The following is an 18,630-nucleotide window of genomic DNA, read 5'->3' as shown; positions in this document are numbered from 1 at the left end:
TGCGACCTTTAATGTTCCGTGGGCAAATCTTTAAAGGAAGTTCGCTCGCGTGAGTGATATGCCGTCAGTTCATAGGAATGCCATATCGGGCGGCTGCCACGGCTGCCACGGCTGCCATGGCTGCCACGGTCGCCGCAGCCGGGCGAGGCCGGGCGAGGCCGGGCGAGCCGGACCGCCCGGGCCGCGTCGTCCGGGGTCAGAGCGGCAGCCAGCCGCCGACCACGTGCCAGTGGCCGCCCGCCCGCAGGTGGTCGACGATGGCGCGCTGGAGGACCGTGTCGCGCGGCAGCTCCTCCAACGGGCCGTCGGCGGTGCCGAACACGTACCGCAGCGGGTTGTCGTCCTCGGGCTCGCCGGGCGGGCCGAGCGGGGCGAACCGCCGCTGGAAGCGGACGATGTTCGAGTCCGCCGGCAGGTAGTCGGCGAGTTGCGGGTCGAGCAGCCAAGAGAAGACGCAGGCCGTCGGGTACGGCTCGGTGGGGTGGTGGCGGGCGAAGAAGCCGCGCGCCCGGGCGAACGAGCGCTCGCAGGCCTCCGGGGAGAGCGGGCCGCGGTGGGCGGGGACGTGCAGTTCGAGGGTCCACGGGCCGAATCCGGCGGCCGCGGCGGCCTCGGCGTCCGGGCCGGTGAGCCGCTTGCGCTGGAACTGGAGCCGCCCGAGCTGGTAGAGCTCGCCGCGGAAGTGCAGGGTCAGCCAGGCGGGATTGTGGAGACCGCCGGGGCCGCCCCGGCGCCGGCCGAGGGCGAGGTGACGGCCCAGGTCGGCCAGGGTCGCCTGGGACACCTCGGGCCGGATCCCGAGCGCGCGGTGGTACGCCCGGGTGTGGGGCGCGAGCGCGACCAGGAGCAGGGCCGATAGGTAGTCGCTGCCGTCCGAGCCCGCCGGCCACCCGCCCCGGAGCCCGGACGGCCGCCCGACCGTGCCGATCGCCGCGACCTGGGCGCGCAGCTCCTCGCCGAACCCGCCCCGCAGGCCCGGGTCCCGGGCCAGTCGGCGGTGCGCGGCGAGCAGGCCGTTCACGTCCTCGAAGGGCACGCCGAGGGCGAGCAGCGCCTCCGGCAGCGCCTCCGAGTCCGGCAGTCCCTTCGGCTCCAACCCGCCTCCTCCTGGCCCGCCGCCGGGCCGGCTGCCGCCCCGGCCGGCGGACCCGCCCGCCGGCCCGGCCCCGTCGGCCTGCCGGTCCGCAGACCCTACCGGGGAACCCCGCCGCACTGGAGGCCCACGGCCGAGCGGGCGAGCGCGGGGCTCAGCGCAGAAGGGTGAAGACCAGCGCGCAAACGCCCCCGAGCGCCGTTCCGGCGAGGACCTGCGCCAGGCGCGCGGGCCCTGCGCACCGGCCGGCCGGTAGCGGCCGGGCCGCCGGGTTCTCAGCGCAGTTGGTCGAACCAGCGCACGACGGCCGCCGTGCCGGCCACGTTGGAGCCGAGGTGCCGGGAACCCGCGAAATCCGGGACGCCGAGGTCGACGACCGCGGCGTCCACGCCGTGCGACCGCAACGCGGCCCCGCAGTGGTCGGTGTTGGCGTTGGCGGCCTGCTCGTCGGCGTCGGCCACGTACAGACGGACCGGGACGCGTGGGGCCCAGTCGCAGGTGCTGTCGGCCACCCGGAGTGCCCGGGCCAGGCGGCCGGTCGGGTGCCGCAGCATCTCGAAGCCGTGCGGGGTGAGCAGCGCGTCGAGGGTGTCGGGGGTGCCGGCGAAGAGCTGCGGGCCGGTGTGCGAACCGTCGAAGAGCGCCTCGACCGTGCTGTCGTACGGCGTCCGGAAGACCTCGTCCGGGGAGTCGTACAGCCGGTGCAGCCGGTTCCAGGCGACGAGGAGGTACGCCGAGTACAGCACACTCGACTTCGGGTCGAGCGAGCCGTCGAGCAGTGCCGGCAGCTCGGCGTGCCGGAAGTCGTAGGCGCCGCTCACCGGTGCGACGGCTGCGAGCCGGAACCACCGGTCGTCGCCGGCCTGGAGGGCCCGTGCGAGCCCCATCGCCGCCGAGGCGCCCTGGGAGAACCCGGTGACCAGCACGTCGTGCCCCAGTGCCCGACCCGTACGCGGCACGAAGGCGCGGGCCGCCCGGAGCATGTCCAGGGAGGCGGTCGTCTCCGACGGCACGTCCATCCAGGGATGGAGTCCCGGGCCGGTGCCCAGACCGATGTAGTCCGGGGCGACGGCGGCGAACCCGGCGGACGCGTAGGTGATGGCGGGCGAGGACACGAACCCGGCCCTGACCATGGCGGAAGGGGCGTCGGAGCGATAGCTGGCCGTGCCGTGGGTGAACGACACCGTCCGTAACTCGTGTTCGCCGCCGCGGGGCAGCACCAGCAGTCCGCTGGCGGTGGTCGGCCGGCCGCCGGGGTCCACGGTTCGGTACACCAGTCGGTAGGCGTCCACTCCGAACCGGGCTGTGCTCGCGTCGAACCCGGCGGCGGCCAGTGCCGCGGCGACGTCCTCCTTCGCGGTCAGGGTGGTCGTCCGCTCGACGGAGACCAACCGTCCGCGATCGCTCCTGTGCACCGTGTCCGCCGAGGCGGCTCCCGTCGTGACGGTCGCAGCGGCCAGGACGGCCAGGGCCGCCCCGGCGTTCAGCCGGCGGAGCGCGGGCCGGAGTTTGCCTGTCAGGTGGGTGGATTTCATGACGCCGACGCTACGGACGGGCACCCTGGTGCCACAGCCCGGCCAGCGGGCGTATCCGTCCTGTGGCTGTCCCCACCGCGGCACCGGGTGCGAGCCGGAGAACCGGCGAAGGCCGGCCGACCGATGGGGGTCGGCCGACCACCGCGGGCTCCACCTTGAGCCCGCGGTGTGCCGAAGACCCGGCCGCTACGCCGACCCGCCTCAGCCGCGCCCGCGTACGGCGCGGGCCGTCCGCAGGGCCCGCCGGACGGCGCGGGTGGCGATCGGCGGCAGCAGGTCGAGCGCGAGCCGCCGCGGCGCGGAACGGGGTGCCGTCGACGGCGCGGGGGCGGCGGGCCGGTTCAGGCGCACCACGCGGGCGCCCGCGATGGTGTCCTCGTCCACCGCGTAGCCCTCGGCCCGCCAGTCCCGCGCGAGCAGGGTCCGCTGGGCCGCCTCGGCGTCGCCCCACGTCCCGTAGAACTTCATCGGCGTGAGCAGGACCGGCTGCAGGCCGCCGGTGAAGACCGCCTGCCAGACCGCCGCGGAGACCCCGGGGGTGTGCTCCGAGCGGTAGTCGTCGAGGGCCACCAGCCCCTCGTCCGCCAGGGCCGCCCGGGCCACCTCGATGTCCCCGGCCACGTGCTCGTACAGGTGGGAGGCGTCGATGTGGACGAACCGGCAGCTCCCGGCGGGGATCCGGCCGTCGGCCAGGACGGAGGTGGGTGCCTGGACGATCTCCGGCAGCTCGGGGTGGAAGGCGAGGTAGTTCGCCTCGAAGGCCGTCCGGGTGAGGGTCTTGCGGTACGACATCGCCATCTCGGCGGCGTTCTCGGCGTCCCCGGCCTCGGAGTCGAAGAGGTCGCAGACGGTCAGGCGCTCGCCCGGCTGCAGGTGGTCGCCGAGCAGGACCGCGCTGCGGCCGAGGTAGGCGCCGAGTTCGAGGATGTCGCCGGTGCGGCCGGCCGCCGTCTGGGCGGCGAGGAAATGGCCGAAGGCCTCCTGGTCGACCTGGAAGAACCAGCCGGGGATGGCGTCCCGGGTGAGCGGTGCGGGGCGGACGGTTGCGGGGTCGGCAACGGGCACGGCGGCCTCCAGGGGTGCGGGCAGTGCCCGGACGCGCAGACGGCTCACCCCGCGGGGTGCCGCGGGTGTGAGGCGGATCATCATAGCGACGGCGGGGCCGGGTTGCGCCAGACCTGGAACCCGGTTCGCCGTACAGGATTTCGCGCGCTCGGCAGGGTGTGCCGGCCTGCATCCGCGCAGGCCCGGGCGGTCCGGGGGCCCGGACACCCTCGTGTGCCCGGCCCGTCGGCGGGCCCCGGGCCCCTTCGTCCGCCCGGGCCGGGCCGCGGCGTTCCGGCCGGCACCCCCGGACGCGGCGCCCGCGACTTCACACGACCGGGTGTCCGGCGACCGGCCGCGGGCGGGGTGTCGTCCGGCGGGGAGCCGCCGGCCGGGGCGCCGCCCCGCGGTCAGCGGGCCGTGGTGCCGCTCTCCAGCTCCGCGATCGTGTCGGCCAGCCAGGCCCGCTCGGCCGCGCCGGACGCCCGGGCGACCAGCAGCATGCCGCGCCGGAACGGATTCGGCTCCCGCTCGGCGGTGACGGGCCGGCCGTCGGCGTCGTAGAAGAAGCTGCTCGGCGCCTCCAGGAAGGCCAGCCGCCGGCGCAGCACCGCGGCCTGGCGGACCGGGTCGGGCAGGCGGTCCAGGAAGGTCGCGACGGTGAAGAAGCGGATCTGGTCGGAGATCTCCACCTCCTCCGGATCGGAGAGCCGGCGCTCCAGCTCGGCCCGGCCCTCGGGGGTGAGCTCCAGGACCTGCCGGGCGGCGCCGCCGCTGCCCGGCTCGCTGCGCCGGACCAGCAGCCCGGCCTTCTCCAGGCGGGTGATGGCGGGGTAGAGCGCGCCGTCGCTGACCGGGCGGACGTGACCGGTCAGGCCGGTGATGCGGGACTTCAACTCGTAGCCGTGCAGCGGCTCGTCGTGCAGGAAGCCGAGGATCGCCAGGGTCAGCACAGTCGAGGCCTTCCGTCGTCGCACGCGCCGTCAGGGTGTCATGCTACCTCTTGCCGAGGTGCCTCGCTTAGAGGTATCTCTATTCGAGGCACTGACGGCGCCGGGCCGAGCGGGCCACCGAAGGGGGATTCATGCGCGGACACCTGCCGCGGCTGATCGGACTGGCCGGGCCGGTCTACGGGGAACTGCTGTCCGGGGTGGTCGCGTCCGTCATCGGCACCTTCTGGGTGGCCGGCCTCGGCGGCACCGCCGTCGCCGCCGTCACCCTCGCCGGCACCGTGGAGAACCTGCTGCTCGGCCTCGTCCTCGTGGTCTCCTCCGGCACCACCGTCCGGCTCTCGCACGCCCTCGGAGCCGACGACCCCGCGGCCGCCGGCCGCACCGCCCGGGCGGCCTGGCGGCTCGGCGCGGTCGGCACCCTCCTGCTCGCCGTGCCCGGCTTCCTGCTCCGCGAGCACCTCGCCGGGGTCTTCCTGGACGGCGCGGCGGCCGCGCTCGCCGCGGACTACTTCGCGGTGGCCTTCCCCGCGTTCGGGCTCTTCTTCGGCCAGCGCATCGCCGACGAGCTCTTCAAGGGCGCCGGCGACACCCGTACGCCGATGCGGATGGCACTGCTCGCCAACGCCCTGCTGCTGCTCCTCGACCCGCTGCTGATCCTCGGCCCCGGCCCCCTCCCCGCGCTCGGCGTGACGGGCGCGGCCCTCGCCCTGACCCTCTCGCGTGCCGCCGCCCTCGCCGTCACCCTGCTGCTCCGCCGCCGCCGGCGGACGCCCGCACCGCCCGGGGGGACCGGCCGGACGATGCGCGGGATCGTCGCCGCCGGGGCCCCGTTCGGCCTGGACTTCACCGCCCGGATGGGCGTGGGTACGGCGCAGCTCGGCCTGGTCGCGGCCTTCGGCGTCCCGGCGGTCGCGGGCTACGGCGTCGGCTACCGTGTCCTGCTGATCGTCACCATGGCCTTCTACGCGGTGCGGCAGGCCGCCGTGATCGAGTCCGCCCGGCTCGCCGGCGGGGGCGACACCGCGGCGCTGCGCACCCTCGGCCGGGACACCGCGCGGCTGGCCGCGGCGCTCGGCGCCGGCGCCGCCGTGCTCTGCGCGGCGCTGGCCGTGCCGGTGACGGCCCTGTTCACCGACGACCCGGCGGTGGCCGGCGAGGCGGTCGGGTTCCTGCGGATGGCGGGCCTCTACCTGCTGCCGTACGCGCTGGTGGTGGCGCTCGGTGGGGTGTACCAGGCCTCCGGCGCGGGGCGGCCGCTGGTGGTGGCCGTGCTGCTCGGTCTCGGCCTCCAGCTCGGCGCCGGTGCCGCGCTGTCCGGCCCGCTCGGGGTGGACGGCCTCTGGGCCGGCATGGCGGTGGGTGCGGTGGCCCAGCTAGCCCTGATGCGGCTGCTGGTCGGCCGCCGGCCGGCCGGCCCGGTGGGCGCCGTGGGCGCCGCGGTCGGGCCGGCGGCGCAGGCCGAACGGACGCCGGAGATGGCGGACTGAGCGGGACGAACGCCGCCCGGCGCCGCGCGGGCGCCGGGCGGCGTTCCTCCCGCCCCGGTGCCCGCGCCGCCCGGCTACACCTCGACCGCGGCTGCGGCCCCCTCGGCGTCCGCGGCCTCCTCCGCCCGGCCGGCCGAGGAGGCCGGGAGCCGGAGGGCGAGCAGGGCGCCGACGGCCGCGGTGGCGGCGAGGGCCAGCAGAGCCGGGCCCATCGCCGTCGCGAGCGGGCGGCCGCTGGTCAGGGTGGTCGCGGCCGCCACGCCGAGGACGGGGCCGATGTTCATCGCGGTCTGCTGCAGGCCCCCCGCCACGCCCGCGTCGGCCACCGACGCGTCGCGGACGAGGACGGCGGTGGCGGTGACCATCACCGTCCCGAACCCGGTGCCCAGCAGCAGGAAGCAGCCGCAGATCACCGCCGTGTGCGAGTCCTGGTCGAACCGGGACGCCACCAGGGCGCCCAGCGTGACCAGCAGCATCCCGGCGACCACCGTGCGGCGCGGACCGTGACGGCGCATCAGCACGGCCGAGGCCGGCGCGGCCAGCACCATGGCCACCGCGAGCGGCAGCGCCCGGAGCCCGCTGCCGAGCGGGTCCAGGACGAGCACCTCCTGCAGGTAGTACGTCCCCAGGAAGAGGGTGCCGAAGATCGCCGCGGAGGCCGTGAGCAGCACCCCGAGCGCGGAGCCGACCGTCGCCGAGCCGAGCATGCGGGGCGGCAGCAGCGGGCGGGCCGTCCGCCGCTCGTGCCGGACGAAGGCGGCGCCGAGCAGGGCCGCGGCGAGGAGCCCGAGCGCGGTGGCCGAGGACGGGCCGCGGTCGGGGATGCCGACCAGGGCGTGCACCAGGCAGACCAGTGCCGCCGCGAGCAGGCCCGCGCCCGGCAGGTCGAGTCCGGTGGCGCGGTCGGCGGGCGGCTGCGGCAGGCGGACCAGCAGGGCGGCGACCCCGACCGCGGCGGCGGGTGCGACGGTGAGGAAGAAGACGGCCCGCCAGCCCAGATGGGCCGTCAGGGCGCCGCCGACCACCGGCCCGGCGGCGGCCGCCAGGCCGATCGCGCTGGTGCGCAGCGCGATCGGCAGCGCGAGCCGGTCGGCGGGGTACGCGGCGCGCAGCATGCCGAGGGTGGCGGGCTGGAGCAGCGCCCCGGACACGCCCTGGAGGGCGCGCAGGGCGATGACCCAGCCGACGCCGGGCGCCAGGCCGATCCCGGCGGAGGAGGCGGCGAAGCCCAGCACCCCCACGGCGAACACCCGTTGGTGGCCGTAGCGGTCGCCGAGGCGTCCGGCGAGGACCAGCAGGCCGGCCACCGCGATGAGGTAGGCGGTGCTGGTCCACTGGACCTGGGCGAAGGTGGCGTGCAGGTCGCGCTGCATGCTGGGCTGGGCGACGGTGAGCACGGTGCCGTCGAGGGCGACGATGGCCGCGCCGGTGATGCTCCCGGCCAGGGTGAGCCGGCGGCGTGCGACCGGTGTCATCGGAGCTCCGAGCCGAGGTGGGCGGCGAGGGCGGCCTCCAGCTGCGGGCCGACGTCGTCGCTGCCGGAGGCGAGTCGGAGGCTGCCCCAGGCGCGCAGCTGGGCGAGCCCGTGCAGGTTGGCCCAGAGCGCGGCGGCGGCGTCCGCCGGCCGGACCCCGGCGGGCGGACCGACCTCCCCGATGAGCCGGACGAAGGTCTCGAAGAGCGGCAGCGAGGTGTCCCGCAGGCCGATGCCGCTGCCCTCCAGGACATCGTGACGGAACATCAGGTCGAACATGCCGGGCTGGGCGGCCGCGAAGTCGAGGTAGGCGCGGGCGAGCGCGGCGATCCTGGCGCGTGGGTCGCGGTCGGTGCCGCGGCTCGTGTCGCCCGTGTCGGTGAGGGCGTCGTCGGCGCGGGCCAGTGCGGCCGCCAGCTCGCCGAAGCCGTGTCGCGCGATGGCCGCCAGCAGCTCGACGTGCGTCGCGAAGTGGCGGCGCGGGGCGCCGTGCGAGACCCCGGCGCGCCGGGCGATCTCGCGCAGGGTGAGCGCGTGCACGCCTTCGAGGGCCAGTAGCTCGACCCCGGCGGTCACCAGCCGGGCGCGCAGGCCCGTCTCCTGATCATTCATGGACACTGTCTACCAGCCTGCGTAGACAGTGTCTACTCGATGGTGTGCGGCCGCCCGTGCGGCGGCCCGGGGGAGAATCGCCGGTATGGACGAGGGTGGCGACGCGGCGTGCTGGCTGGACCGGGTGTGCGAGGAGTGCGGCCGGCTGCGGGAGCGGTCCGGCCCCGGGCCGTGCGAGCACTGCGGCGCGGCGGCCGGACCAGTCGAGGAACCCGGGGGAACCGAGGAAACAGTGGAAGTCGAGGAAGCCGTGGAAGCCGTGGACTCGGAAGGGGCGGAGACCTCCGGGGGCGGTGCCGCCGGGTGACCCGGGGCGGACCGGAGGGGCCCGCCCCGGGTCACCCGCAGGCGGCGATCAGCTCGCGACCCCGTTGACCGCCTCGTCCTGTGCGTCCGTGACCGCGCCGCCCGTGACCGAGCCGCCTGCGCCCAGGCTGCCCGCGACCGGACCCGCCGCCGACACCGCGGCCGCGCCCACCGCCGCACCCGCACTCACGCCGGACACGCCCGCGACGACCGCCGCGTCCGCCGAACCCGCCGCGCCGTCGGGCGTCCACCGGGCCCGCCGGCGCCCCCGGAGCGCGCCGAGCCGCTCCACCGCCGGCTGGGTGTAGCGCGCGGCGAGCGGCCCCGTGACCACCAGGATCAGCACGTAGGCCGTGGCGAGCGGCCCGAGGGCGGGCTCGATACCCGCCGTGACGGCGAGTCCCGCGATGACGATGGAGAACTCGCCGCGCGAGACCAGCGCGCCGCCGGCCCGCCAGCGCCCGCGCGCGGCGATCCCGGCCCGGCGGGCCGCCCAGTAGCCGGTGGCCACCTTGGTGAGGGCGGTGGCCGCGGCGAGCAGCAGCGCGGGCAGCAGTACCGGCGGGATACTGGTCGGGTCGGTGCTCAGCCCGAAGAAGACGAAGAAGACCGCCGCGAAGAGGTCCCGCAGCGGGCTGAGCAGGGTGTGCGCGCCCTCGGCGGCCTCGCCGGACAGCGCGATGCCCACGAGGAAGGCGCCGACCGCGGCCGAGACCTGGAGCTGCTGGGCGAGGCCGGCCACCAGCAGGGTCAGCCCGAGCACGACCAGCAGCAGCTTCTCCGGGTCGTCGTGCGAGACGAAACGGGAGATCAGCCGCCCGTAGCGGAGCGCCACGAAGAGCACCGCACCCGCGGTGGCCAGGGCGATGGCCAGGGTGATCGAACCGGCGACCAGCCCGGCGCCGGCCAGGACGGCGGTGAGGATGGGCAGGTAGACCGCCATCGCGAGGTCCTCCAGCACCAGGATGCTCAGGATCACCGGGGTCTCGCGGTTGCCGAGTCGCCCGAGGTCGCCGAGCACCTTGGCGATGACGCCCGACGAGGAGATCCAGGTGACGCCGGCCAGCACCACGGCGGCCACCGGGCCCCAGCCGAGCAGCAGGGCGGCCGCCGCGCCGGGCAGCGCGTTGAGCAGGAAGTCGACGGCGCCGGCCGGGTACTGGGCCTTGAGGTTGGTCACCAGGTCGGCGGCGGTGTACTCCAGACCCAGCATCAGCAGCAGCAGGACGACGCCGATCTCGGCGCCGGTGGCGACGAACTCCTCGCTGGCGCTGAGCGGCAGCAGCCCGCCCTTGCCGAAGGCCAGCCCGCCGAGCAGGTAGAGCGGAATGGGGGAGAGCCCGTACCGGCCGGCTATTCGCCCGAGCAGCCCGAGGACGAGGATGACCGAGCCGAGCTCGATGAAGACGCTCGCAGTGTGCACCCGATCACTCCCGGCCCAGGATCGCGGCGGCGGCGTCGACGCCTTCGCGGGTGCCGATGACGATCAGGGTGTCCCCGCCCGCCAGCCGGAAGTCCGGCGCGGGGGAGGGCACGGCGCCGGTGCGGCGCAGCACGGCGACGATCGAGGCGCCGGTCTCGGTCCGCATCCGGGTCTCGCCGAGCGTCCGGCCGTTCCAGTGCGAGGCGCCGTCGACCGGCAGCCGCTCCGCGACCAGGCCGAGGTCGGTGGTGTGCAGGAGGCCGGGGTGAGGCCGGCCGTCCGCCTGCTGACCGGAAGTCCGGTGAGCGGGCGTCAGGGCGTCGACCAGGGCGGCGGACTCCTCCGCGGTCAGCCGGAAGGCCTGGGAGCAGGCGTCCGGGTCGTCGGAGCGGTAGACGTTGAGACTGCGTGAGCCGTCCCGGTGGGCGATGACCGAGAGGTGCCGCCGTTCTCGTGTCGTCAGGTCGTACTGGACGCCCACTCCGGGCAGGGGGGTGGTCCGGACACGGGGGATCGACACGGCGGCTGTCCTCTCGTCAGGGGGCTTTCCGCAAGCGTGTCCATGGTAATGAGTATGTAAAGCCCCCTGCTCGGGGGCGGGTCGGGACGGTCCCTCGGCGCCGTGCGGCAACGGCCGGGGCGGTCCCCCGGCGTCGCGCGGCACCCCGGTCGGGGTGGTCGCCGCGACGTGCGGCACCCCGGTCCGGCGCCGCCTTCCGACGGGCACCGGACCGGGGTGCAGGGCTCACCGGCGCGGGCCGGCCTCCGCCGGCGGGGCCGCGGGCCGGCCGCTACTGCGGCGGCTGGTCCCGGAACTGGTCCTTGGCCTTCTCCTGGGCGGCGTCCACCTGTCCGGCGTACTTGCCCTGCGTCCGCTCGTCGACGGTGTCGCCCGCTTTGTCGACGGCCTTCTCGGCCTGCGCCTCGTGGCCCTTCAGCATGTGCTTGAGCTTATCCATCATGGACATGCGGTCACGCTCCCGGATGAGATGCCCCCACGTCTCCAGGATCACCGCCGCTGCCGGTGTCCGCATCCTGTCAGCTTGCGCGTCGGGGTTGGCAGCCCGGCGCCGAGCATGTCAAATCGGGAGTCCACCGACTGCCGAAAGGACGCGCCTTGAACGCTCGGACACCCCGCCCGACCGCTCCGACCGCTCCGCACGCCTCGATCCCGCGGACCGGGCGCGCCCCGGCCCCTTCGGCCCGCCGGGTCGCGGGTGCCTCGCTGGCGGTGGCCGCCCTGGTGGCCCCGCTGCTGCTGGTCGGCACCGGCAGTGCGTCGGCCGACCCGGACCCGGCCCACAAGGGGGCCAAGCTGGCCGCCCGACTGGTCGAGGAGAGCACCGCCGACGGCGCGTACCGGACCCTGCGGGAGTTCCAGCGGATCGCCGACCGCAACGGCGGCCACCGGGTGGCCGGCTCGCCCGGCCACGACCAGTCGGCCCGCTACGTGTACGAGCAGGCCCGCCGGGCCGGGCTGAAGGTGTCGCGGCAGGAGTTCGAGTACACGTTCTTCCAGGAGCTCACGGAGCGGCTGAGCGTGGTCTCGCCGCGGGCCGAGGACGTCAGGATCAAGGCCATGACCTACTCGGCCGGCGGCCCCGAGGGCGGTCTGACGGCCCAGCTGGCGGTGGTCCCGGAGGACGCCACCACCGGGTGCGAGGCGGCCGACTACGCGGCCGGCGCCTTCACCGGACGGATCGCCCTGATCAAGCGCGGCGGGTGCAGCTTCGCCGTCAAGCAGGCCGCGGCGGCCGAGGCCGGCGCACTGGCCGCGGTCGTCTACAACAACATCGAGGGGGACCTCAACGGCACCCTCGGCGACCCGGGGTCCGGCCGGATCCCGACGGCCGGCACCACGAAGGCGGCCGGCGAGTCGCTCGCCGCCGCGGCCGCCGCCGGACCGGTCACCGTCACCCTGGACCTGCGCACCTTCATGGAGAAGCGCACCACCTGGAACGTCATCGCCGAGACCCGCGGCGGCGACGATTCCGACACCGTCGTGGTCGGCGCCCACCTGGACTCCGTGGTGGCGGGCCCGGGCATCAACGACAACGGCTCCGGTTCGGCCGGCATCCTGGAGGTCGCCAAGAACATCGCCAAGCGGCCGGTGAAGAACAAGGTCCGGTTCGCCTGGTGGTCCGCCGAGGAGTTCGGTCTCAAGGGCTCCGAGGCCTACGTGAAGTCGCTCTCCGAGGCCGACAAGAAGAAGATCAGGCTCTACCTGAACTTCGACATGATCGCCTCGCCCAACTCCGCCCAGTTCGTCTACGACGGCGACGACTCCGACCACGTCGGCTCCGGCCCCGGCCCGGACGGCTCGGCCCAGCTGGAGCGGCGGATCACGGACTACCTGGACCGCCGCGGGCTCCCGCACGAGGGCACCGACTTCACCGGCCGCTCCGACTACGGACCGTTCATCGACGCCGGGATCCCGGCCGGCGGCACCGACACCGGCGCCGAGATCATCAAGTCCGCCGCCCAGGCCGCCCGCTTCGGCGGCACCGCGGGCGTGGCCTTCGACAAGTGCTACCACCAGGCCTGCGACAACCTCGGCAACCTCGACCTCAAGGCCTTCGACGTCAACATCGACGTCATCGCCGACTTGGTCGGCACCTACGCCTGGGACCTCTCCTCGCTGCACGCGCCGGTGCCGCCGCAGCACACCGAGGGCCAGGCCGGCAGCGGCGGCGGCCTGCACGAGGGGCACGCGCACGAGGTCGACGCCTGACCCCGGTCCGGGAGGGGTGCTGCGGGCGCTGGGGGGCGGTGCGGGCGGTACGGGCGTGAGGCCGGGTGCTGACCCAGGCCCGGCCGCGTACCGGCCACGTACCGCCCGCCCCGCCCGGCGTGACCGCCGGCGGCCCCCCTCCCGGGCCGCCGGCAACCCGGTCGGGCGGCGTCCTTCAGGGCCCGGGCGGCGCTCCTCCGGGGGCCGCGTGCCGTTCTTCCGGGGCCCGATGGGTGCACGAAGCCAGGGCCTGACACCATGGCACCGAGATCACGTGACCGTGACACCCTCGGAGGAGTCAGCACCATGAGCAGCACGCACTACGACGTCGTCGTCCTCGGCGCGGGCCCCGGCGGCTACACGGCCGCCGTCCGCGCCGCGCAGCTGGGCCTGCGCACCGCCGTCATCGAGGCCAAGTACTGGGGCGGCGTCTGCCTGAACGTCGGCTGCATCCCCTCCAAGGCCCTGCTGCGCAACGCGGAACTGGCGCACATCTTCACCAAGGAGGCCAAGACCTTCGGCATCAAGGTCGAGGGCCAGGTCAGCTTCGACTTCGGCGAGGCCTTCCGCCGCAGCCGCTCGGTCGCCGACGGCCGGGTCAAGGGCGTCCACTACCTGATGAAGAAGAACGGCATCACCGAGTACGACGGCCGGGGCACCTTCGTCGACGACCGCACCCTGCAGGTCGCGCTGACCGCGGGCGGCTTCGAGATGGTCACCTTCGACCACTGCATCATCGCCGCCGGCGCCACCACCCGGCTGCTCCCCGGCACCAGCCTGAGCGACCGCGTGGTCACCTACGAGGAGCAGATCCTCACCGAGGAGCTGCCCGGCAGCATCATCATCGCGGGCGCCGGCGCGATCGGCGTCGAGTTCGCCTACGTGCTGCACAACTACGGCGTCAAGGTGACCATCGTCGAGTTCCTGGACCGGATGGTGCCGCTGGAGGACGCCGAGGTCTCCGCCGAGCTGGCCAAGCAGTACCGCAAGCTCGGCATCGAGGTGCTCACCTCGACCCGCGTCGACTCGATCGACGACAAGGACCCGGCCGCCCCGGTCCGGGTCACCGTCACCACCAAGGACGGCCAGCAGAAGGTCCTGGAGGCCGACAAGGTGCTCCAGGCGATCGGCTTCGTGCCGCGCGTGCACGGCTACGGCCTGGAGAACACCGGCGTCAAGCTCACCGAGCGCGGCGCGATCGCGGTCGACGGCCGCGGCCGCACCAACGTCGAGCACATCTTCGCGATCGGCGACGTCACCGCCAAGCTGATGCTCGCCCACGCGGCCGAGTCGATGGCCGTCATCGCGGCCGAGACCATCGGCGGGGCCGAGACGATGGAGCTCGACTTCGTGATGATCCCGCGCGCCACCTACTGCCAGCCGCAGATCGCCAGCTTCGGCTACACCGAGGCGCAGGCCCGCGAGCTCGGCTACGACGTCAAGGTCGCCAAGTTCCCGTTCACCGCGAACGGCAAGGCGCACGGCCTCGGCCACCCGACCGGCTTCGTCAAGGTGATCTGCGACAACAAGTACGGCGAGCTGCTGGGCGCCCACCTGATCGGCCCCGAGGTCACCGAGCTGCTGCCCGAGCTGACCCTGGCGCAGCAGTGGGACCTCACCGTGCACGAGGTCGCCCGCAACGTCCACGCCCACCCGACCCTGGGCGAGGCCGTCAAGGAGGCCGTCCACGGCCTGGCCGGGCACATGATCAACATGTGACGCGTCCCTGCGTACCCCGCCGCCGGGGCCCGGACGGCACCACCGCTGGTGGTGCGACCGTCCGGGCCCCGGTGGGTCCGCGAGCACCGGGCCGTCAGGCACCGGGCCGTCCGGAAGAATGCGGGTGTGACCGAAGCGACCGAAGCGAGTCGAGCGACTCGATCGACCGAAGCAACCGAAGCGACCGAAGCGACCGAAGTGTCCGCCGCGAACGACGTGACCCTGAACCTCTGGCGGCAGCGGCTCGGTGAGGTGCCGGCGACCGTCTGGGAGCGCACCGACCTGACCGTGCTCATCCTCGCCGAGACCGGACTGACCGAACTGCCGCCCGGCATCGCCCGGTTGCAGCGGCTGCGGACCCTCGACCTCGGGCACAACGCGCTCACCGCCGTGCCGGAACAGCTCGGCGACCTCACCGGGCTTGCCGACTTCCTCTACCTGCACGACAACGCGCTGACCCGGCTCCCGGACGGGCTCGGCCGGCTCACCGCGCTGCGCTACCTCAACGTCGGCGACAACCGACTCACCGAACTCCCCGAAACCGTGGGCGACATGACCGCCCTGGTCGAGTTGCGGGCGCAGCACAACCGGCTCACCGCGTTGCCCGACACCCTCGGCCGGCTCGCCCGTCTGCGCGAACTCTGGCTGCGCGGCAACGCGTTGACCGCGCTGCCGCCGTCCACCGCCGGGCTGGCCGAGCTGCGCGAGCTGGAGCTGCGGGAGAACGCCTTCACCGAGCTCCCGCCCGTCCTCGCCGCACTGCCGCGGCTGCGCCGACTGGACCTGCGGAGCAACCGGATCACCGCGCTGCCGGACTGGCTGGCCGAGCTGCCCGCCCTGGAGAAGCTCGACCTGCGCTGGAACGACGTGGTGCCCCCGCCCGCCCTGCTCGCGGCCCTGGCGGACCGCGGCTGCATCGTCCTGTACTGAGACAGCCCCCTCGCCTGCAGCGCCCCGTTGCCGGAGCCGAGGGAAGTCGGAATCCGTCCGTGGCGGGCCCGGAAACGACGGTGGCAAGGAGTCTCGAGCTCCTTGCCACTATCAACCTATAGCGGACCGGGGGGCTTGCGGCAAGGCCCGGGTGGGGGCGCAGAATGGTCGGCCTCGGCCGGAACCTGCGGAAATGCCGGATTCGCAAGGTTTGCGCTCCACTGGAGTCGACTGCGCTCCACCGGGCTGCGCCCAGGACGGCCGGCCGAGGACCGATCTCGTGGAACGGGGGCTTGTGATGATCGACGTCATCGTGGTCGGCGGAGGGCCGACCGGTTTGATGCTGGCGTGCGAGTTGCGGCTGCACGGCGTGCACACGGTCGTGCTGGAGCGGCTGGCCGAGCCGTCCGCGCAGTCCCGCGGGCGCGGCCTGCACGCGCGCAGCGTCGAGCTGATGGACCAGCGCGGCCTGCTGGACCGGTTCCTCGCGGTCAGCGAGAAGTTCCAGGTCGGCGGCTTCTTCGGCGGCATCCACAAGCCGTGGCCGGAGACGCTGGACACCGCCCACCCGTACGGCCTCACCGTCCCGCAGGCGGTCACCGAGCGGCTGCTCACCGAGCGGGCGCTCGAACTGGGCGCGGAGATCCGGCGCGGCTGCGACGTGGTCGGGGTGAGCCAGGACGAGGAAGGAGTCACCGTAGAGCTGGCAGGTGGGGGTGCCTCCGCCGGGGAGGGCGTGCGGCTGCGCTCGCGCTACCTCGTGGGCTGCGACGGCGGCCGCAGCACGGTGCGCAGGCAGGTCGGCGTCGCCTTCCCCGGCGAGCCCTCCACCGTCGAGACGCTGCTCGGCGACATGGAGGCGACCGAGGACCCGGCGGTGATCGCCGCCGTCGTGGAGGAGGTCCGACGGACCCAGCTGCGGTTCGGTGCCGTTCCGGACGTGGACGGCCAGGCGGGGGTGTACCGGATCGTGGTGCCCGCCGACGGGGTGGCCGAGGACCGCTCGGCCCCGCCGACCCTGGAGGAGTTCGCGCAGCAGCTGCGGGCCTTCGCCGGCACCGACTTCGGCGTCCACTCGCCGCGCTGGCTCTCCCGGTTCGGCGACGCCACCCGGCAGGCCGAGCGCTACCGGGTCGGCCGGGTGCTGCTCGCCGGGGACGCGGCGCACATCCACCCGCCGACCGGCGGGCAGGGCCTCAACCTCGGTGTCCAGGACGCGTTCAACCTCGGCTGGAAGCTGGCCGCCGAGGTCGCCGGCTGGGCGCCGGAGGGCCTGTTGGACAGCTACCACGCCGAACGGCACCCGGTGGGCGCCCGGGTGCTGGACAACACCCGCGCGCAGATGACGCTGCTGGGCACCGAACCGGGGCCGACCGCGCTGCGGGAACTGCTGTCGAGGCTGATGGACATCGAGGAGGCGAACCGGTACGTGACCGAGATGATCACCGCCGTCGGGGTCCGCTACGACTTCGGGGAGGGCCGCGACCTGCTCGGCCGGCGGATGCGGGACGTGGAGCTGAAGGGGGGCCGCCTCTACGAGCAGATGCACGGCGGCCGCGGACTCCTGCTCGACCGTACCGGCAGGCTCTCGGTGGAGGGCTGGGCGGACCGGGTCGACCACGTCGTCGACGTCAGTGCTGAACTGGACGTGCCCGCGGTGCTGTTGCGGCCGGACGGGCACGTGGCCTGGATCGGCGAGGACCAGCAGGGCCTGCGCGGGGCGCTGCCCAGGTGGTTCGGCGCAGCCTGCTGAAAACGATCGCGGGGAACGCCGTCCGCCTGCTAGCGTGGAGGACATGAAGCGCGCTGCTGCCGTCCTCACGACGACGCCGGAGAGAGTCCCGGTGCGCTGACTGCTGACCAAGTCCGAAGCCCCGGGGCGAGTGCCCCGGGGTTTCGCCGTACCGGTCCCGCCACTCGCCCGCGGATCCCCGACCCGAGTGGAGACCGACCGTCATGAACGCCGCCACCAACATCGCCGGCAACGTCGCCGGCAACGCCTCCAACAGCGCTGCCAACGCCGCCGCCGAGGCCGCCTCGCACGACCACCGCAGACTCGGCCGCGAGCTCGACCTGTTCGACACCGACCCGCTGATGGGCTCCGGCCTGCCCTACTGGCTGCCGGACGGCGCCGCGATCCGGCACACCCTGGAGGAGTTCGTCCGCGGGCGCGAACGGCGGGCCGGCTACCGGCACGTGTACTCGCCCGTGCTCGGCAAACGCGAGCTCTACGAGATCTCCGGCCACTGGGCGCACTACCGGGAGGACATGTTCCCGCCGATGGACCTCGGCTCGGAGCAGGTCGTGCTGCGGCCGAGCCTCTGCCCGCACCACGCGCTGATCTACCGCTCCCGCGCCCGCAGTTACCGCGAACTCCCGCTGCGGATGGCCGAGCTGGGCGGCATGTACCGCTCCGAGCTGTCCGGCGTACTGGGCGGCCTGACCAGGGTGCGGGCGATCCAGCTGAACGACGCGCACGTCTTCTGCACCCCCGAACAGGCCGCCGACGAGGCCGTGGCCGCACTGGAGCTGATCCGCGAGGCGCACCGCGCGCTCGGCATCAGGCCCGTCCGCTACCGTCTCTCGCTGCCCGGTGCGGGCGGCAAGTACGTGGCCGACCCGGCGCTCTGGGAGCGGGCCACCGCTCTGCTGACCGACGTCCTGGAGCGGTCCGGTGTGCCGTTCGAGGCCGTCGAGGGCGAGGCCGCGTTCTACGGCCCGAAGATCGACGTCCAGATCGCCGACGCCGCCGGCCGCGAGTCCACCCTCTCCACCGTGCAGATCGACTTCCACCAGCCCGAGCGGTTCGGCCTGCAGTACGTCGGCCCGGACGGCGCCAAGCACCGCCCGGTGATGGTCCACCGCAGCGTCATCGGCAGCGTGGAACGGGTGGTCGCCCATCTCATCGAGCTCTACGGCGGCGCCTTCCCGGCCTGGCTCGCGCCCACCCAGCTGGTCCTGCTGCCGCTGTCGGAGGCGGAGGCGGCGCAGGCCGAACGGCTCCGGCAGCGCTGCCTGGACCGGGGGCTGCGGGTGGAGGTCGCCGGCCCCGAGCGCGGCAGCCTCGGCGCCCGGATCCGCGAGGCGCGGCTGGTGCCGTACCAGGCGGTCATCGGCCCCCGGGAGGCGGTCGACGACCGCGTCGCCCTGCGCCTGCGCGACGGCCGCCGACTGGATCCGCTGCCCGCCGAGGAGGCGTTGGCCGGGATCGGTGCCCTGGTGGACGCGTGCAGCGCCGAGCTCTGGGACGGTGGGCCGGCGGGCGCGGGCGCGGCTGGGTGACGGGGCCCCGGGGGGCTCGGGGCCGGGGTAGTCGTACACGT

Annotated in this window: 15 protein-coding genes; 6 read left to right on the top strand and 9 right to left on the bottom strand. The window is 74.7% G+C overall.

Features of this window, described 5'->3' with window-relative positions:
• Positions 1–196: 196 nt before the first annotated feature.
• The 4 genes from RMN57_RS03445 to RMN57_RS03430 form a co-directional block, all read right to left on the bottom strand.
• The gene (locus RMN57_RS03445) at positions 197–1,096 is read right to left on the bottom strand and encodes an acyltransferase domain-containing protein (RefSeq protein ID WP_313761857.1); all 900 of its coding nucleotides are present in this window, start codon (positions 1,094–1,096) and stop codon (positions 197–199) included.
• A gap of 272 nt (positions 1,097–1,368) precedes the next feature.
• On the bottom strand, positions 1,369–2,628 hold the full coding sequence (locus RMN57_RS03440; RefSeq protein WP_313761856.1) for a lipase: 1,260 nt from the start codon (positions 2,626–2,628) through the stop codon (positions 1,369–1,371).
• A gap of 201 nt (positions 2,629–2,829) precedes the next feature.
• Positions 2,830–3,693: a class I SAM-dependent methyltransferase gene (locus RMN57_RS03435; protein ID WP_313761855.1), complete on the bottom strand. Its 864-nt coding sequence runs from the start codon at positions 3,691–3,693 to the stop codon at positions 2,830–2,832.
• A 389-nt stretch (positions 3,694–4,082) separates the two neighbouring features.
• Positions 4,083–4,625 carry a PadR family transcriptional regulator gene (locus tag RMN57_RS03430; protein WP_313767702.1) on the bottom strand — a complete coding sequence of 181 codons (543 nt, stop codon included), beginning with the start codon at positions 4,623–4,625 and terminating at the stop codon, positions 4,083–4,085.
• Positions 4,626–4,756: 131 nt separating this feature from the next.
• Here RMN57_RS03430 and RMN57_RS03425 point away from each other — a divergent pair, with 131 nt between their 5' ends.
• Positions 4,757–6,112: an MATE family efflux transporter gene (locus RMN57_RS03425; protein WP_313761854.1), complete on the top strand. Its 1,356-nt coding sequence runs from the start codon at positions 4,757–4,759 to the stop codon at positions 6,110–6,112.
• Positions 6,113–6,186: 74 nt separating this feature from the next.
• On the opposite strand, the gene RMN57_RS03420 is transcribed toward RMN57_RS03425, so the two are convergent.
• From RMN57_RS03420 to RMN57_RS03400, 5 genes are all read right to left on the bottom strand, one after another.
• Positions 6,187–7,587, bottom strand: coding sequence for an MFS transporter (locus RMN57_RS03420; RefSeq protein ID WP_313761853.1), 1,401 nt, complete (start codon positions 7,585–7,587; stop codon positions 6,187–6,189).
• The gene (locus tag RMN57_RS03415; protein WP_313761852.1) at positions 7,584–8,198 is read right to left on the bottom strand and encodes a helix-turn-helix domain-containing protein; all 615 of its coding nucleotides are present in this window, start codon (positions 8,196–8,198) and stop codon (positions 7,584–7,586) included. Before RMN57_RS03415 ends, RMN57_RS03420 begins: the two co-directional genes overlap by 4 nt.
• Before the next feature lie 355 nt (positions 8,199–8,553).
• On the bottom strand, positions 8,554–9,927 hold the full coding sequence (locus RMN57_RS03410) for a cation:proton antiporter (RefSeq protein WP_313761851.1): 1,374 nt from the start codon (positions 9,925–9,927) through the stop codon (positions 8,554–8,556).
• Positions 9,928–9,931: 4 nt separating this feature from the next.
• The gene (locus tag RMN57_RS03405; protein ID WP_313761850.1) at positions 9,932–10,447 is read right to left on the bottom strand and encodes a TrkA C-terminal domain-containing protein; all 516 of its coding nucleotides are present in this window, start codon (positions 10,445–10,447) and stop codon (positions 9,932–9,934) included.
• A 271-nt stretch (positions 10,448–10,718) separates the two neighbouring features.
• Positions 10,719–10,895: an antitoxin gene (locus RMN57_RS03400; protein WP_313761849.1), complete on the bottom strand. Its 177-nt coding sequence runs from the start codon at positions 10,893–10,895 to the stop codon at positions 10,719–10,721.
• A 257-nt stretch (positions 10,896–11,152) separates the two neighbouring features.
• On the opposite strand from RMN57_RS03400, the gene RMN57_RS03395 reads away from it, so the two are divergent.
• From RMN57_RS03395 to thrS, 5 genes are all read left to right on the top strand, one after another.
• Complete coding sequence (locus tag RMN57_RS03395; RefSeq protein WP_380234946.1) at positions 11,153–12,658, top strand: M28 family metallopeptidase; 1,506 nt, start codon at positions 11,153–11,155, stop codon at positions 12,656–12,658.
• Positions 12,659–12,964: 306 nt separating this feature from the next.
• Positions 12,965–14,377: a dihydrolipoyl dehydrogenase gene (gene lpdA, locus RMN57_RS03390; protein WP_313761848.1), complete on the top strand. Its 1,413-nt coding sequence runs from the start codon at positions 12,965–12,967 to the stop codon at positions 14,375–14,377.
• Between the two features lie 198 nt (positions 14,378–14,575).
• On the top strand, positions 14,576–15,307 hold the full coding sequence (locus RMN57_RS03385; RefSeq protein WP_313761847.1) for a leucine-rich repeat domain-containing protein: 732 nt from the start codon (positions 14,576–14,578) through the stop codon (positions 15,305–15,307).
• A 298-nt stretch (positions 15,308–15,605) separates the two neighbouring features.
• Positions 15,606–17,060 carry a rifampin monooxygenase gene (rox, locus tag RMN57_RS03380; RefSeq protein ID WP_313767700.1) on the top strand — a complete coding sequence of 485 codons (1,455 nt, stop codon included), beginning with the start codon at positions 15,606–15,608 and terminating at the stop codon, positions 17,058–17,060.
• A gap of 203 nt (positions 17,061–17,263) precedes the next feature.
• Entirely contained in the window at positions 17,264–18,589 is a 1,326-nt protein-coding gene (gene thrS, locus RMN57_RS03375; RefSeq protein ID WP_313761846.1) for a threonine--tRNA ligase, read from the top strand.
• Positions 18,590–18,630 lie beyond the last annotated feature (41 nt).

The organism is Kitasatospora sp. CM 4170 (assembly GCF_032110285.1).
In the GTDB taxonomy this organism is placed as follows: Bacteria; Actinomycetota; Actinomycetes; order Streptomycetales; family Streptomycetaceae; genus Kitasatospora; species Kitasatospora aburaviensis.
The sequence above is the reverse complement of the archived record's forward strand: the minus strand, read 5'-3'. Positions and strand labels throughout refer to the sequence as shown.